The 14,752-nt window shown below is 57.6% G+C and carries 9 protein-coding genes; 5 read left to right on the forward strand and 4 right to left on the reverse strand.

All coding sequences use genetic code 11. The annotated features are described in order from the left end of the window. Positions 1–187: 187 nt before the first annotated feature. The 4 genes from AAEZ03_RS12620 to AAEZ03_RS12635 form a co-directional block, all read right to left on the reverse strand. Entirely contained in the window at positions 188–640 is a 453-nt protein-coding gene (locus AAEZ03_RS12620) for a GNAT family N-acetyltransferase (RefSeq protein ID WP_350579051.1), read from the reverse strand. Positions 641–693: 53 nt separating this feature from the next. After that, complete coding sequence (locus AAEZ03_RS12625) at positions 694–1,311, reverse strand: DJ-1/PfpI family protein (protein WP_123749360.1); 618 nt, start codon at positions 1,309–1,311, stop codon at positions 694–696. A 79-nt stretch (positions 1,312–1,390) separates the two neighbouring features. Then, positions 1,391–1,831, reverse strand: a complete 441-nt coding sequence (locus AAEZ03_RS12630) for an MAPEG family protein (protein ID WP_350579053.1) — start codon at positions 1,829–1,831, stop codon at positions 1,391–1,393. Further along, entirely contained in the window at positions 1,828–2,142 is a 315-nt protein-coding gene (locus tag AAEZ03_RS12635) for a DUF2834 domain-containing protein (protein WP_350579056.1), read from the reverse strand. The genes AAEZ03_RS12630 and AAEZ03_RS12635 overlap by 4 nt, the downstream gene beginning before the upstream one ends. 121 nt (positions 2,143–2,263) lie before the next feature. Here AAEZ03_RS12635 and AAEZ03_RS12640 point away from each other — a divergent pair, with 121 nt between their 5' ends. From AAEZ03_RS12640 to AAEZ03_RS12660, 5 genes are all read left to right on the forward strand, one after another. Next, on the forward strand, positions 2,264–3,070 hold the full coding sequence (locus AAEZ03_RS12640) for a helix-turn-helix domain-containing protein (RefSeq protein WP_350579059.1): 807 nt from the start codon (positions 2,264–2,266) through the stop codon (positions 3,068–3,070). Positions 3,071–3,206: 136 nt separating this feature from the next. Next, positions 3,207–7,310: a dermonecrotic toxin domain-containing protein gene (locus AAEZ03_RS12645; protein ID WP_350579061.1), complete on the forward strand. Its 4,104-nt coding sequence runs from the start codon at positions 3,207–3,209 to the stop codon at positions 7,308–7,310. Positions 7,311–7,625: 315 nt separating this feature from the next. Beyond that, entirely contained in the window at positions 7,626–9,386 is a 1,761-nt protein-coding gene (tssF, locus tag AAEZ03_RS12650; protein WP_350579064.1) for a type VI secretion system baseplate subunit TssF, read from the forward strand. A gap of 205 nt (positions 9,387–9,591) precedes the next feature. Beyond that, positions 9,592–12,237 (forward strand): type VI secretion system Vgr family protein, encoded by a 2,646-nt coding sequence (locus AAEZ03_RS12655; protein WP_350579067.1) that lies wholly within the window; start codon positions 9,592–9,594, stop codon positions 12,235–12,237. Next, a partial coding sequence (locus AAEZ03_RS12660) for a DUF6531 domain-containing protein (RefSeq protein ID WP_350579070.1) occupies positions 12,234–14,752 on the forward strand: 2,519 nt, incomplete at its 3' end. The genes AAEZ03_RS12655 and AAEZ03_RS12660, both read left to right, overlap by 4 nt.

Consider the following 14,752-nt stretch of genomic DNA (forward strand, 5'->3'; position numbering starts at 1 on the left):
TCTGAACGTAGAGCGATCGACGATTGCTTGAACCGCTTGGCAAATTGACAACACGGCCTTAAAACCGATGAAGACATACCCGTAGCAGTTGACGAGCTTTGCGAGGCTACGTCCGGCTGCGCAGCAGTCGTAAAACCATGCTCTGCGGTGTGTCATTTGAAACTGCTACGTAGCCTCGCGGTGCTCGTCAACTGCAACGAAGGGTTGGGATGCTCTTTTCAAAGCGGATATCACCCTCGGGCAGATTCTTCACAGGCTGCCAGCCGAGTGCTCGATAGAAGCCATTGGCGCGGCTGGCTTCAGCGGTTTCCAGCCATATGGTTGAGTGCTGCTCAAAGAGAAAGGCCTCGACCTTGGCCATCAACAGGCGACCCAGTCCGAGCCCCTCGTAGTCCGGCAGAACGAAGGCGGCAAACACACACGCGTCTTGCAGATCAGCCATGGAAAACCCGACTGGGGTGCCATCGACCTCGGCAACCCAAATGCAGGGCGCCTGGGCAATAGCTTCGCGGATCGCGTCTGGCGTCACGCCGATGTCTGCCAATTGCTCACGTGACAAATGGTTTTCCCGAACACGGGTTCGAATATCAAAAATGGTGTCGATATCGCCCTGATCAGCAACTCTTATTGTTTTTTCCATAAGGCGCACTCCGTTTAATTCAGCCATTGAAAGCTATTTGTCACCCAAGGTATTTATTCAAGGTATCGACGTCGCTCTGAGTACGTAGCCAGCGCCTCGCCGACCTTTGCTGGCATCAACTCCAAATACACCGCAATCGCCGCCGCATAATCTCGATAGGCCCAGGGCTGGGCAGTAATCACATTGTCATCAATCACAATATTGGCCCTTTCGAAAAAACTACCCTTCCAGTACCGGGCTGCTGCCTCAACCTTGTCCGTATGAGCATGTTCTTGCGTGTAGTTGTGGGTAGCACGACGTCCCTTCAATACACCGGCGTAGGCCAGCACCAGATTACCCGCACAAATCCCGGCCATCAGCACAGAGCGCTGCATTTGCTTGTGTAACGCCTCAACAATAAGCGAACCGGAGGTTAATACCCCCCGCGAATCACCGCCAGGCACCAGCACCGCGACTGTTTCAGCTTTTGCGAGCGCCGCATAATCGCCATCGACTTGCAGCTCAAAGCCTTGAGAGCTTTTATGGGACTCGCCCTCAGGTGTATAAAAACGCACAACGTACTGGCCTGACAGTTGCTCAAGGGCCAACGCAATTTCGAAAAAAATGCAGCCGGGATAGAGCACCACAGACACTTCTCGCGCCAAGGCTGGAGTTGTCATCATTTGCGTCATTTCCAAGGGCCTGTTCCAAGACGTCGAATGCCTGCGAAAGGCTCATCGAGCAGATTAATCACCTGTGAGTCGCAGTTGCTCACGCCATACTCAGCGCAACCACCGCCCTAAGTCCAACCATACCGCCCAGCCCCGACAAACAAACAATACCGACGGCATACGTCACGGTTCGCCAAGGCTGCCACCCTGCCAGATAGCACACGGAGTGCAACACCCGCACAACGCAGAACATGCAGAATAGCCAAATCGAGGCACCTCTCGACGTCTCCAATGCACAACACAAACCACCCAATACAAAGAACAAAGGGATGTTCTCCAGGTCATTGGCCCAGGCTTTGGCGGCGCGAGTGACTTGCGGCAACTCCTGTGGGCTGACCGGGCGGTTGAAGTAACCCGCGTCTTCACGATTGGTAAAGGCCAAGGACCTGATGCGATAGAAGCCTTGATAGCAGGAAAGCGCAAACATCTTCACGCACAGCACTACCACGCAGAGCGCGTAGACACTCAACACGCCGCTCATGGCTGCTCCCTGTGTTTAAAGCCATTGACCACGATGTACAGCAGCGGGCCGATGGATACGAATACAGCAGTCAGCATGAAATAAGGCAACAACGAGACCTTAGAGCGGCCCTGCCGTTGCGCATCCCGGTACATCCATACGCACGCCAGGGCCGCCATCAAATAGAGGTCAATCACCACTTGGGCGGTGTCCGGGCTGGACATCAGTACCAGGCCAAACTCAATCAGTGGCTGCTCTGCCAGCCAAAGGGTGTAGGCCGTGTACACAGAGAAACCCAGTAAAGCGACAAGGGCGAGATACGGTCTTTTCATGTCTTCATCCAGGAAAACTGCAACGGCTGATGGGAGGCCCACGTTAGTGATACTTTTGCCTGCTCAGCAATGACCTCACAGGTCATGGACTATTCCCGTTTGCACTGCCAGAGTTCGCCCCATGAGCAGCCCACCGATTCAGCGCACTACGCCCCCGACCACCGCAGGCCCACTGTTGCGTGAGATTCGCCGCCACGCCCGATTGAGCCAGCTTGAGTTGTCTCTGATCACCGGTGTTTCCCAGCGCCATCTGAGTTGCATCGAAACCGGGCGTGCAAGACCAAGCCCCGCCACGCTGCATCATTTACTGATGGCCCTCGAAGCGCCTCTTGACCAGTGCAACAGTGTTTTCCGGGCGGCGGGTTATGCGCCGCGCTATGAAGCCACCCCGCTGTCCTCCCCCGCCATGGAGTCGGTGCGTGAGGCAATCACCCATGTCCTGCACGCCAACAACCCGGCCCCGGCCATTGTGCTGGGCAGCCACTGGGAAGTGCTGGCCGCCAATGCCAGCACTCAAGTGCTGTTCGACCTCATCGGCCTGCCGAGTGATTCGGCACATGGGTTGAATCTGTTAGTCACCCTGCTACAGCCCGGCGGGCTGGGTGATCATTTGATCAATGCCGACGAAATCCGTCATGTTGCCTGGCAGCGCGCAACCCGCGAGGCATTGGACAACCCCGCTCTGGCCAGAATACTGGAGCGCCTGCCCGCACCAGGCGCCCCTGATTCAGGCCCCGGCGTACTGCCCCCGCTGGTGTTGACGCGTATTAAAAGTCCGCAGGGCGAGCTGAACTTTATGTCCACGTTCACCACCTTCGGCATGCCGCTCAACATTACCGTCACGTCACTGCGCATCGAACATTTGATTCCGGCGGATGCGCCCACCTGGCAAATCATGACTGCGGCATACGAGCAATCGCGCCTTTAGCCGAACATAGACCCTGGCTATCAATCCATCTATGCCTGTCGCAGCGTGATCGAGCCATGGCGGCATTTACCTATATCAAGCGCACTGCTCAACCTGTGTAGCGTCTTCTCCTGGCAAATTATCCCCAGGAGCACACATGCCCACCTCCCTTGCGACACCCTCCTCCACGGAGGCTGTGCAGGCACAAAGCCTGAATCAATTGTTTACGTACCAGCAGGCGTTGAAAACGCTGCTGGATGCGCTGCCCGACTCAAGCAAGGCGCTGATAGACCTGCTTTACGCGCAGGTCCAGCAGTCATTCCTCAAACATCCCCTGCCGATTGCTCTGGACGCGGTGCACTACGAAGAGAGCATCTTGCTCACCCTGCACTCGGGCTCAACCCTGGTTGACTGGCCGCGACCAGCCACTGCCAAACCGATAACCAACTTGTTTAATCACACGCCGTGGGGCGGAGAACATTTCGACACAACCAACCGGGTCTATCGCTTCTTCACAAAAATCATCCATGACCAAGCACACCCGTCTTTCCCGACACGTAAACGCACTGTCCACCTTACGACGGCCGGCACACCTGCCTTCGAGCAGTTTGTTGATGATTTACTCCGCCATCCTGATCGTTACTACCAGCGCCAACTGGATAACTTCTGGCGCGGAGCCTTTGCCCCCGGCAACCCCCTCACTCGCCAACAATGGCTCGTAGAGCAACTGGGTAAAGCGATCGCGAGCGAGGCCACGCTGCGGGTCGCGGATCACACCCTCGAAGCCTCCGGAAAAGGGCTGATCGATACACTTATCAGCAAACCTCACAGCCAGCTCCGCGAGCAACTGCCCGTGGCACAACGGCCGGCCACGTTCTCTGTGAGTATCGAAGGCAAAAATAAGCAGGCTGACATTCCTTTGGCCGGGGTGTTCGTGGTCTCGAGCCAAACGCCCACTGGGGTTATCGGCGCCAGTACCGATCTGGGCACCATGCTGCTGTTCACCCCCGACAAAGGCCTGGATCTGTTCAGCTCGCTGCAGGCACTGGATCAAGCGCTGCGCACGCGGTTCATTGAGCCTGAATCTGTCGATGGATTGCTGGGCACCGTCTGTTGGCAAGACCAGGCCCGAGCCCAGAGTTATCAAACCACTGATATAACGTTTGCTTACGCGCAGGTATCTGAAAATATCTTCGAGCACTCTGTGCGCTCACTCTTGACCCTGCAAAAACAAGACATTGCCCACGGCTGGAGCTGTTTGCCCAGACACGAATCCAACGCCGAACAGGTGTATGAGCTTTTCAACCGCCTGGCGCACATCGGCCCGCTTGTGGATATCCGCAACCGCTTGGTAGATCGTGGCAGGCGTTACATCGAAGCCAATCTGCCGTCGTGGTACCTGGCCGCCAGCGCCAAAGATCAGCAAGCGCTGGATAGGCTGGTGGTGGCCGAGTTAGCGTCCAACCAAACCTTCGCCAAGCTGTTCAACGAGGCGGACATACCGACCCTGGCGAGTTTTGCCCGCACGGCGCTGATTCGACAACTGGCCATCGACTACCCAGACAAGCCGATCGATCCAGATCGTGTGCAGGTCAGCATCACTCACACCTTTAACCCCGCCAGCCTTGGGGGCGGCGTTGGCCCCGACCACGTGGGCTATATCGGTGACCCGGCAGTCCAGCCAACTCACACCTTGAGGTTGACCTTAACGACGCTGGCGTTGCGCAACATAGACCCTTGGGATTACAGCTTTTACAGAATTTTCTCAGGTCAAAGAACCTCAATGTCCGCCACTTATAAAGAACCAACCGGCCAGTTCATCGAATTTAATGAGCGTTATCTGAAGTCGCTGGTCCAGCGCCTGGACGTGAGCGAACGTTACGACCAAATGCTGCAAGCGCGGTTGATCACTAACGGCTCCGCTCTGCGTATAGCCTGGACCGACGCGCACCGCGCCAGCCTGGCGTGCGCGGCCCTGGCAGCGCAACTGGACACCCGCAGCTTGCTGCAAAACAACCCCCTGCGCAGTCAACAGTGGCTGCAAGCCATCGTCGAGGCCGATACTCTGGCCAGCCGTAACAAAGTGGGGGGGCACAGCGTTATCGCCAGCTCAATGCTGATTGCCAACTCGGCCAGTACTCGCAATGGTTATCCGCTCAATGACGTGCTGATCATCAGCCTCGAGCAACGCAGACCTATCCCCAATGTCATCCTGTACACACCGGGCGCGCCGAACGAGCAGACCTTCAAGGAGTTCGCCAGCCTGGAGGCCATGCAGCAGTTTTTGATGCAGCAATGGGCTGAATCGCTCGAATGGCGGCGCTACATTCTGCAGCACCTGTCCAAAGCGGGGCAGGCAGCACTGACTGAACAGCCCTGGCAACTCGGTGAACTGCTGCTCAATGCCCGCAGCCGGGTCGGTAACCCGTTCCAGACCGTGCATACCTTTGCAATCAATGAACCGCTTCATGATGCGCTGTATGAGCAAAGGGCCTCGACCTTGCGCCACAACGCCGACCACGACTCAACCAGCAACGCCGAGGTCGAAGAGCAGTCACTCTGGAACAAGCTGACTTTCGGCACTGACCTGGCATTGGACCTGGTGCTGATGCTGCCCATCGCGACCGCTGCCAAGACCCTGCACAGCGTCACAAAAGTTTTTTTGCTGCTCAAGCAGGCAGGCGCCTCAACATCCACATCCAGAGCGCTGTGGTCCATCACCGGAGCACGACACTTTCCCCCGAGCGCGCCCAAACTCCGTGCCTTAGCCTCACTCAGCCCCTCTCCCGATCTCTCGGGCATGCACGTGCACGTCAGCTCCGCAGAGCTAAATCACATCAAAGGCAACCTGTACCAAAGCAAAAACAGCGCCCAGCACTATGCGTTGATCAACGGCAAGTATTACTTGAGCAATGTGGCTCAGGGTCAACGTTTTATTTATCCGCCCAGCACTGCCCTGCAAACCCTGCGCTATCCACTGTTTGAAGACTCCCACCTGAACACCTGGCAGGCAGAACCCCTGCCCAGGCTAAGGGGAGGTATGGATCCAATTGAAAAAGGCCCATCGCAAACCACCTACCAGGACTACGAACTGCCCATGACAGACCGTGCGTTACTCCCAGCAATCAATATGGGCTTGCCCGGGGCCTTTAGTATTGGCGCACAAACCCTGACCCTACCGCAGAGCATGTCGACAAGCATGCTGCACCTCTTTGCCATTCAGTCTCGACTGCGCAGACACGCAAGGCTGTTCTACTCAACGTTCAAGGAGAAAGCCGGGGCGCTGGTGATACCGCCGCGAAATGTGTTGCCTGAACCTCTGTTTGATCATCTGTTCAGTCAGCGTAAGGGTGTCGTCATCGGAGAAACTCACCACATCGCCCTGACGCGCAAACTGTTGATCGAGAACATGTCAGCACTCAAGAGGCAGTCACTGGAGCGCATTTACATGGAGTTTCTGATTACGGAAGTTCATCAAGAGCTTCTGGATACGTTCAACACATCGCCGGCAATGCCAATGCCACTTCTGCTCAAAGAGCGTCTGCAATGGCTGGACGCTCATTTCAACTTGTCCAATACACCTCATAACTTCACGCAACTGGTCGAAGCGGCACATGCGCAAGGGATAAGCGTGATGGCGCTTGATAGCGCAGCCTGCGCACAACTCGAAATAGGCAACCTTTCCCCGCCAGGGGCAGCGCAGACATTGTCCGACCAACTTGATCGAGTCACCATGTTCAATTTCTTCGCCCATAAAAAAATACAGTTCGATCAAGATAAATACGGCCCGAACCGCTGGCTGGCCCTGGTAGGGCTTGCCCACTGCAATACGTTTCAAGGGATACCGGGCTTGGCCAACCTGAGCAATGCAACCAGCATCCGCGTGATAGGCAGACTTCCAACGCTGCCCATGAGAACCTCGCGTGATTCGGGCCTCATCATTCCGTCCCCCTGGCGCACTCACCAATTAAACGCCCGTTGCGAACTGTTAGTGCATGTCCCTTCCGTAGGTAACAGCTTTTCTGTGACTACGCGGATCCACAGCCCCAATATGTTCACCCTCACCTACGGGCCTCCCGGCAACGTTTTTGTGCATTACCTGAACGCTCATCACCAACGTTTCGATGTCCCTCTGCTGATGGATGGCAACCAACCCTACGTTGACCACTCCCTGTTTGGTTCGGTGAGCAATCGCCGTTTTAACAGCCAGGAAGAACTGGTGGATGCACTGACGGATGAACTGCACATGACCGAGGTCTGAGGTTATTTAAAATACAAAACTTCACTAAAAAGTTCATATGTAGGAATTAGCCGTCAGACAAAAACATTATCAAAAGTAAGCCTGCTCCTGATTTTTGCTTGATGGTTGTGACTGCATAGCCGCCTGCCTAGACTCGCTTTATGTAGGGATAAGTACCCACATCAACGACATTCAATCTGAAACCGCCTATCAACAAAAAAACAACAGAGAATGCATCATCAATACTTATTAACTGTTAGTTAGTTGCAGGAAGCTTCTTACACAGGCTCCCTGCAACTAACCGCCCAACTCAACCCCTTATTAAACGGTATCGCCATGTCCTTGAAAGATCGCTTTGCGAAAGAACTTCGCGACCTCCAGGAGTTGGGGCGCGAATTTGCTGAGGACAACCCGCAACTGGCACCGTTTTTAGGGCCGGGCGCCAGCGATCCGGACGTGGCGCGATTGATGGAGGGGTTCGCTTTTTTGACTGCCAAACTGGCGATGAAAATCGAAGATGATCTGCCCGAACTCACCCTCCCGCTGCTGCAAATGGTTGCCCCGAATGCTTTGCGGCCATTGCCGAGCACCACGCTGATGCGCTTTGAACCGGTGCAACATGCGCTCAGCGGCTCGCAGATCATCCCCAAGGGGACACTGTTGCATGCCAGGCCGGTCAATGGCGTGAACTGCACCTTCCGCACCTGTACGGACGTGCACCTGCACCCGATGGTGGTGAGCAGCGCCAGTGTTTCCCACAGCGTGCAAAAGTCCGTTATCAGCCTTGAGCTGCAAGCCCTGTCACAACAGCCCTGGAACCAGATCAACTGCGACCGGCTGGATTTCCACCTCGGCGTCAATAACGCCAACGCGCTGGTGCTATACCAATGGCTCTCACAGCACCTCAAGAGAATCAGCCTGGGCATCGGTGATCATCAACTCAGCTTGCCTCCAAACATCTTGAGTTTTGCCGGCTTCGACCCCGATGACGCGCTGCTGCCTGGCTTTGCTCCTCATCAGAACGGCTATCGCCTGCTGCAGGAGTATTTCTGCTTTCCCGAGCGTTTCCATGGGTTCACGCTCAAAGGGCTAAAGCGCCATTGGCCCGAACAAACCAGCGAAACCGTGCGCCTGGAACTGCATTTTTCCAGGCCGATGCCCACCTTCGTAGAGGTCAGCCCCGAGACGTTCTGCCTGTACTGCACCCCTGCCATCAACCTGTTTGAGCACGCGGCCGAGCCTATTTTGCTAGACGGTGCAGAACTGAATCAAATCGTACGCCCGCTCACCCGGCGCCCGCAGGCTTACAGTATTTTCAGCGTTGATCGGGTGAGCGCCCGTCAGCGTGACCCCGAGTCAATACAGCCCGAGCGGCATTTCGAGCCGTATCAGTCGCTGGTCCATCGCGTCGAAACCGCTAGCGAACAGGAAGCGGCCTATTACAACCTGGCGATTGAACCCGAGCTGCTCACGCAGCAGGCCAGGCATACTCTTAGCCTGATACACGGCAATCAGCGTCCTTACCTGGGCCAGCGTGAAGAACTCAATATTGCCTTGACCTGCACCAACAATGATTTACCCCAACAACTGGAAATCGGTGATATCTGCCTGGTGACTCAGACCACACCGCCCTTTGCCACGTACCGCAACCTGACCCGGCCGACACGTCAATACCCGCCCGTGTTTGACGGTGAAGCGCATTGGGCGCTGATCTCCAACTTGTCGCTGAACCGACTGTCCCTGACCTCGCCCGCCGCGCTGAAGGCAGTGTTGCAGGTCTACGACTTTATCGCCCCCCATGACCTGCAACATCAGCGAGCCACCCAGCACCGCTTGGAGGGCATCAAAAAGGTCAGCAACCAGCCCACAGACTACGTGTTCAAGGGCATCCCGATGCGGGGCAGCCAAACCACGCTCTGTGTCGATCCGGCAGCCTTCAGTGGCGAGGGCGATTTACAGGTGTTCGGCAGTGTCCTGTCGCACTTTATGGCGTTATATGCCAGCAACCAGTCTTTTCACCTTTTACACATGGTCAATATTGCACGCGATAGCGAATTCACCTGGCCTGTTCAAACTGGCCAACAAGCCAACATTTAAACGTGTTAACGGGTGTGTATTTATAAAAACAGACCTGCTGCATAAACAAACAAAAAACATCCTGCCTATCACATATAGGAAACAGGTGATTCGCGCCAAACAAGCGCACTTATAAACACTTTCACGTTTATTTAAGCGTGGGCACTTACATGCCCGAATACCCATTATTCAAACCTGCCCATGCACTTAATATGCGGGAGCCATCATGCCCTCTTCACAGGATGTGCGATTCACCTTCAGTTCAACAGCCGACATTGCCTTTGATGTGGTGTCATTTGAACTGAGCGAAGGCATCTCTGAACTTTTCTGTTTAAACGTTGAATTGATCAGTGAGTCCGCCACTGCCGACTTCGCCACCCTGCTGGACAAACCCGCCACACTGACCCTCTTTCAGGGCGGCCAGGCCGTGCGGTACGTGCACGGCCTGATCAGCCAGTTCGAGCAAGGTAAAACCGGCTTTCGCCGCACCTGGTATCGCGCCCGTATCGAGCCCGAGTTGGCCCGCGCCAACCTGCAATCAGACTGGTGCATCTTTCAGCAGCGCAGCGTGCCGCAGATCCTCCAGCAGTTGTTCAAGGCGCGCCACTGGGGCGCATGCACTCAACGCCTCACCGAGCCCCATCAAACACGTGAATTCTGCGTTCAGGCAGGCGAGCTGGACCTGGCGTTTTATCAGCGCCTGGCCGCCGAAGAAGGCCTGCTGTCGATCTTCCAGCACAGTGAAGCCGGGCATTCGTTGATCCTGGCTGACCACATCGCCACCTTCGGCATTTTGCAGGATGAGCCGTTGGTGTACGCGCCCAACCCCGGCGGCGATCCCGCGCAACCGGCACTGCACAGCTTTACTTACCGCGAGCACGTGCGCAGCAGCGAGCAGACCCAGCGCGATTACACCTTCACTCATCCGCGTTACAACCTGGAACAACAAGAACAGGCGATGCATCTGGACCATCAATCCAGCGGCTATGAACGCTATGACTACCCCGGCCGGTACAAACATGACAACGCCGGTAACCCCTTCACCCGCACCCGCCTGCTGGCCTTGCGCAGCGATGCGCGCACGGTTGAAGTGACGGGTGATGATGCACGGCTGGTGCCGGGTTTGGCCTTTGATCTGGTCGGCCACCCGCGTGAAGACATGAACATCGGCTGGCGCGCCGTGCACATCCACCACAGCGGCCAGCAGCACACCGCCCTGGAAGAGGAGTCCGCCGACAGCCGTGTCGGCACCCGTTACAGCCTGACCGCCACCCTGATCCCCGACACTCTGCAATGGCAGGCCCCGCTGCTGCCCAAGCCGTGTATCGAAGGCCCGCAAATCGCCACGGTGGTCGGCCCGGCCAATGAAGAAGTCTATTGCGATGAGCATGCCCGGGTGCGTCTGCAGTTCCCTTGGGACCGCGAAGACCGCAACGATGACCGCAGCTCTTGCTGGGTGCGGGTGTGCCAGAGCTGGGCCGGGGCGGGTTGGGGCCATGTGGCGTTGCCCCGCATCGGTCAAGAGGTGCTGGTGGCGTTCCTGAATGGGGACCCCGACCAGCCGATGGTGATAGGCCGCAGTTACCACGCCATCAACCGCACGCCTTACAAACTCCCGGAGTTCAGGGCCATTAGCCCGATCCGCAGCAAGGAGCTGCACGGCCAACGCCACAACGAACTGCGCCTTGATGACACCCACGGCCAGATCAGCGCCACGCTGATGACCAACCATCAGCACACAGCGCTGAACATGGGCTTCTTGACCCATCCGCGCCCCGATGGCGGAGCACCTCGTGGCGAAGGTTTTGAATTGCGTACCGACGCCCACGGTGTGGTGCGGGCGGGCGGCGGTCTGTTGCTGACAACCCAGTTACGCGCCCGCGCTGTCGCCCATCACACCGACCTGCCCGAATGCGCCGAACAACTCAGTATTGCTCAGCAACATCACGCTACCTTTTCCCACCTGGCCCGCGACCATCTGGCCCAGGAAAGCGGCGATCAGGATGACGTCGCACAAGCACTCAGCGACCAGCATGCGGCCATTCGCGGCACAGGCGGCAACCCGAGCGCCAACCAGTTCCCGGAGCTGAGCGAACCCTATCTGGTACTGCACAGCCCTGCCGGACTCGCCAGCAGCACGCCGCAATCCACCCACTTGACCAGCGGCGAACACCTGGCACTGACCAGTGGCGGCCACACCAGCCTGGCCATCGGCAAACGCCTGCTGATCAGCGCCAGCCGCGGCGTGCGCACCTTCGTCCAGAGCCAGGGCTGGCGACTGGTCGCGGCCTCTGGCGACATCGACATTCGCGCCCTCAAAGACAACATCAACCTGCTGGCCAAGCTCAACATCACCGCCACCGCCGAACGCATCACCCTCAGCGCCAAGGAAGAACTGGTGATCCAGGCCGCAGGCAGCACCACCACTTATAACGCCGGTGGCATCACCCACACCACTAGCGGCCAATACATCGCCCATGCCAGCAACTTTGCCTATAAAAACGCGCAAAGCCAGGCCGCGGCGTTTCCCGGTGAGCCAAAGAGCGGCCAGGGCAATCTGGAGTTGTTTCAGCACTATGCAAGCCAGCACGCCTTTAAAGGCGCGGCTTATCAGGTTGAGGACGCATCAGGCCAAATCTTCACGGGCACGCTCGACGCGCAGGGCCACGCTGCCGTCGCAGGCCTCGCTCCCGGCCCGGCCAAAGTACAACTGGGCAAAGACCCTTCGGACACCTGGGCACTGAGCAGCTATATCGGCAAGCCCCATGCCCCGGACTTCGACTCGACTGCTCAGGCATTGCCCGGCAAAGCCGCCACTCAGATTGCGCACACCCTGCTGGCAGCGCACGCCACCCGGGAGAAAGGCCAATGAGTACTCGCCAAGGCCAAGTCGCCGTTGCACCACTGGACACGATTGGCGTCGAAGACCTGAAAAAAGGCGCAAATAGTGTCGATACCTGGCTGCGAAAAATCAGCGGCGACCGGATCACCCTGCAAGGGCTGAAAACGGTCGCCAACTACATCCCGATCGTCAACAACATCATGGCCGCTATTGATGCGGTCAACGACATCATCACCCTCGCCCGCAGTGAAAAACGCCATCTGCTCGACTGGGTCAGTCTGGCCATCAATCTGATCGGAATCATACCGGCCCCGCCCTTTATGGCAGGCGCGCGCACCAGTTTGCGCCCAACGCTTTTTCTCGTACGACAGAAAATCAACCAGAACCCCAAAGCCGTGCTCGGTGACGCACTCATCAGCGTTCTGGTCAGCCACTTGAACGCCACCATCCTTGGTTCGCTAGAAGACTTTGTAGAAAAAGCCCAAGCCCAGCTCGACGACATGCTCAAAAGAGCCGGTGCCAAGGGGCAAGAAATACTGCTCAGCTTCGCGCAGGGCATCGAAGATCTCGTCAACGGCACCCTTCACTACCAAGAGCCGCCCACCAGCGACTCATCATCACTGTTCGAACTGATCAGTAGCGCCATTACCAATACGGCGGGTAAAGCAGCCGTCAGCGCCCTGAACAGTGCCAGCGACTACATCCCTGACGACATTAAAAGACTTGCTCTCTTCAATGCCGGGCTTCTGCGCCTGCTCGCCAAGGAAGTGAACAGTCAGTTGGCCGCACTGGCTGACGTCAACACAGAACACAGTGTTGGCTATTTGCTCTCAGTACTTAGCAAGGCCACTAAAAAGAAGCGCAGAGACCTCAACGCAAACGTTCCTGTCGCCCACTCGGCACACGCCAGAAGCACCAGCGGTCAAGGGAACCTTGGCGCCATTGGCAGCCAGCCCCCTGCGCGCAAAGATGCCAATTGCACCAAAAATGTCGTCTGCCCGGTCACTGGCCACAGCATCAGCTTCGCCCGTGGCAGCGAATACCTCGCTCACACCGACTTTACGCTTGCAGGGCCTTTCCCGATCGAGTGGTCGCGGGCCTATCGCTCAAGCCAGTCAGCGCTTGACAGCGGGGTATTCGGCGCGCGCTGGACAACGCCTTATTCCATGTTTTTTGAGGTTCGTCACAAAGGGCTGGTGTACCACGCCAACGATGGACGCAGTCATGACTATCCATTGCCCAAACCGGGCAAGTTTCACCACGACCCGATAGAAGATGTCGTGCTGGTGCGCACCAGCGAGCATGAACTGTCGTTGGCCCGCGGGCACCAAAGCCAGGAACATTATCAGCGCATCGGCAAACACTTCTGCCTGACCGCCATCACCCTGCGCGGCGGCGCCCGCGTCACCCTGCACTATGACCACCAGCACGCAGACCAGGCCGTACTGTCGGACCTGATCACCTACCAGAGCGAGACCCCGCATCAGCACATCCACACCCAACTCGACGACCAGGGCCGCATCAGCGCCCTGTGGCTGATGCACGAGGGCGCGCCCTTGCGCCAGCTGGCGGGCTACGACTACGACGAACACGGCGATCTGCGCACAGCCCGCGACGAACACACCGCGCAGTGGGCGTATCAATACCAACATCACCTGATCACCCGCTACACCGACCGCACTGGGCGCGGCATGAACCTGCAATGGCAAGGCGACGGTCCGGACGCCAAGGCCGTGCGCGAGTGGGCCGACGACGGCAGCTACGACACCCGCCTGGAATGGGACGCCAATATCCGCCTCACTTACGTCACCGATGCCCTGGGTCAAGAGACCTGGCACTACTACGACATCCTCGGCTACACCTATCGCATCATTTACCCCGACGGCAACGAAGAATGGCTGTTTCGCGACGCCGCCAAAAACGTCACCCGCCATATCCACACCGATGGCAGCACCGATTCATACGCCTACGACGAGCGCGGCAACCTGCTGCAACACACCCGCGCCGACGGCAGCAGCATTCACCACGCCTATGACGACCAGGACCAGCGTTTCAAGACCCGCGATGCCGAAGGCGGCCTGTGGAAATATGACTACGACCCGCGCGGCAACATCATCGAAACCCTCGACCCACTGGAGAACACAACCTGCTACGCCTACAACAGCGACAACCTGCCGGTGCTCATCACCGACGCCCTCGGCGGCAGTAAACAACTGGCCTACAACGCCGACGGCCAACTGACCCGCTACACCGACTGCTCGGGCAAAGTCAGCCAGTGGCAGTACGACGCCCTCGGCCAGCTCAGCCGTTTTACCGACGCTGCGGGCAACATCACCGCCTACCATTACAGCGCCGGGCAACTGGTGCGTCTGACCCTGCCAGACAACACCGAAGAGCATTTCGAGCGTGATGCCGAAGGCCGCCTGCTCAGCCACACCGACGCCCTGCGCCAGCGCACCGTGTGGCAGTACAACGAAGCCGGCTTGATCCAGCAACGCCAGCAGGCCGACGGCACCACCCTCGCCTACCGCTGGGACAAACGCGG

Source organism: Pseudomonas sp. HY2-MNA-CIBAN-0224, assembly GCF_040310285.1.
Classification (GTDB): domain Bacteria; phylum Pseudomonadota; class Gammaproteobacteria; order Pseudomonadales; family Pseudomonadaceae; genus Aquipseudomonas; species Aquipseudomonas helleri.

Coding starts and splice junctions, on each gene's coding strand:
- AAEZ03_RS12620 (WP_350579051.1), bottom strand. CDS start 640: ATGGAAAAAACAATAAGAGTTGCTGATCAGGGCGATATCGACACCATT.
- AAEZ03_RS12625 (WP_123749360.1), bottom strand. CDS start 1,311: ATGACGCAAATGATGACAACTCCAGCCTTGGCGCGAGAAGTGTCTGTG.
- AAEZ03_RS12630 (WP_350579053.1), bottom strand. CDS start 1,831: ATGAGCGGCGTGTTGAGTGTCTACGCGCTCTGCGTGGTAGTGCTGTGC.
- AAEZ03_RS12635 (WP_350579056.1), bottom strand. CDS start 2,142: ATGAAAAGACCGTATCTCGCCCTTGTCGCTTTACTGGGTTTCTCTGTG.
- AAEZ03_RS12640 (WP_350579059.1), top strand. CDS start 2,264: ATGAGCAGCCCACCGATTCAGCGCACTACGCCCCCGACCACCGCAGGC.
- AAEZ03_RS12645 (WP_350579061.1), top strand. CDS start 3,207: ATGCCCACCTCCCTTGCGACACCCTCCTCCACGGAGGCTGTGCAGGCA.
- tssF (WP_350579064.1), top strand. CDS start 7,626: ATGTCCTTGAAAGATCGCTTTGCGAAAGAACTTCGCGACCTCCAGGAG.
- AAEZ03_RS12655 (WP_350579067.1), top strand. CDS start 9,592: ATGCCCTCTTCACAGGATGTGCGATTCACCTTCAGTTCAACAGCCGAC.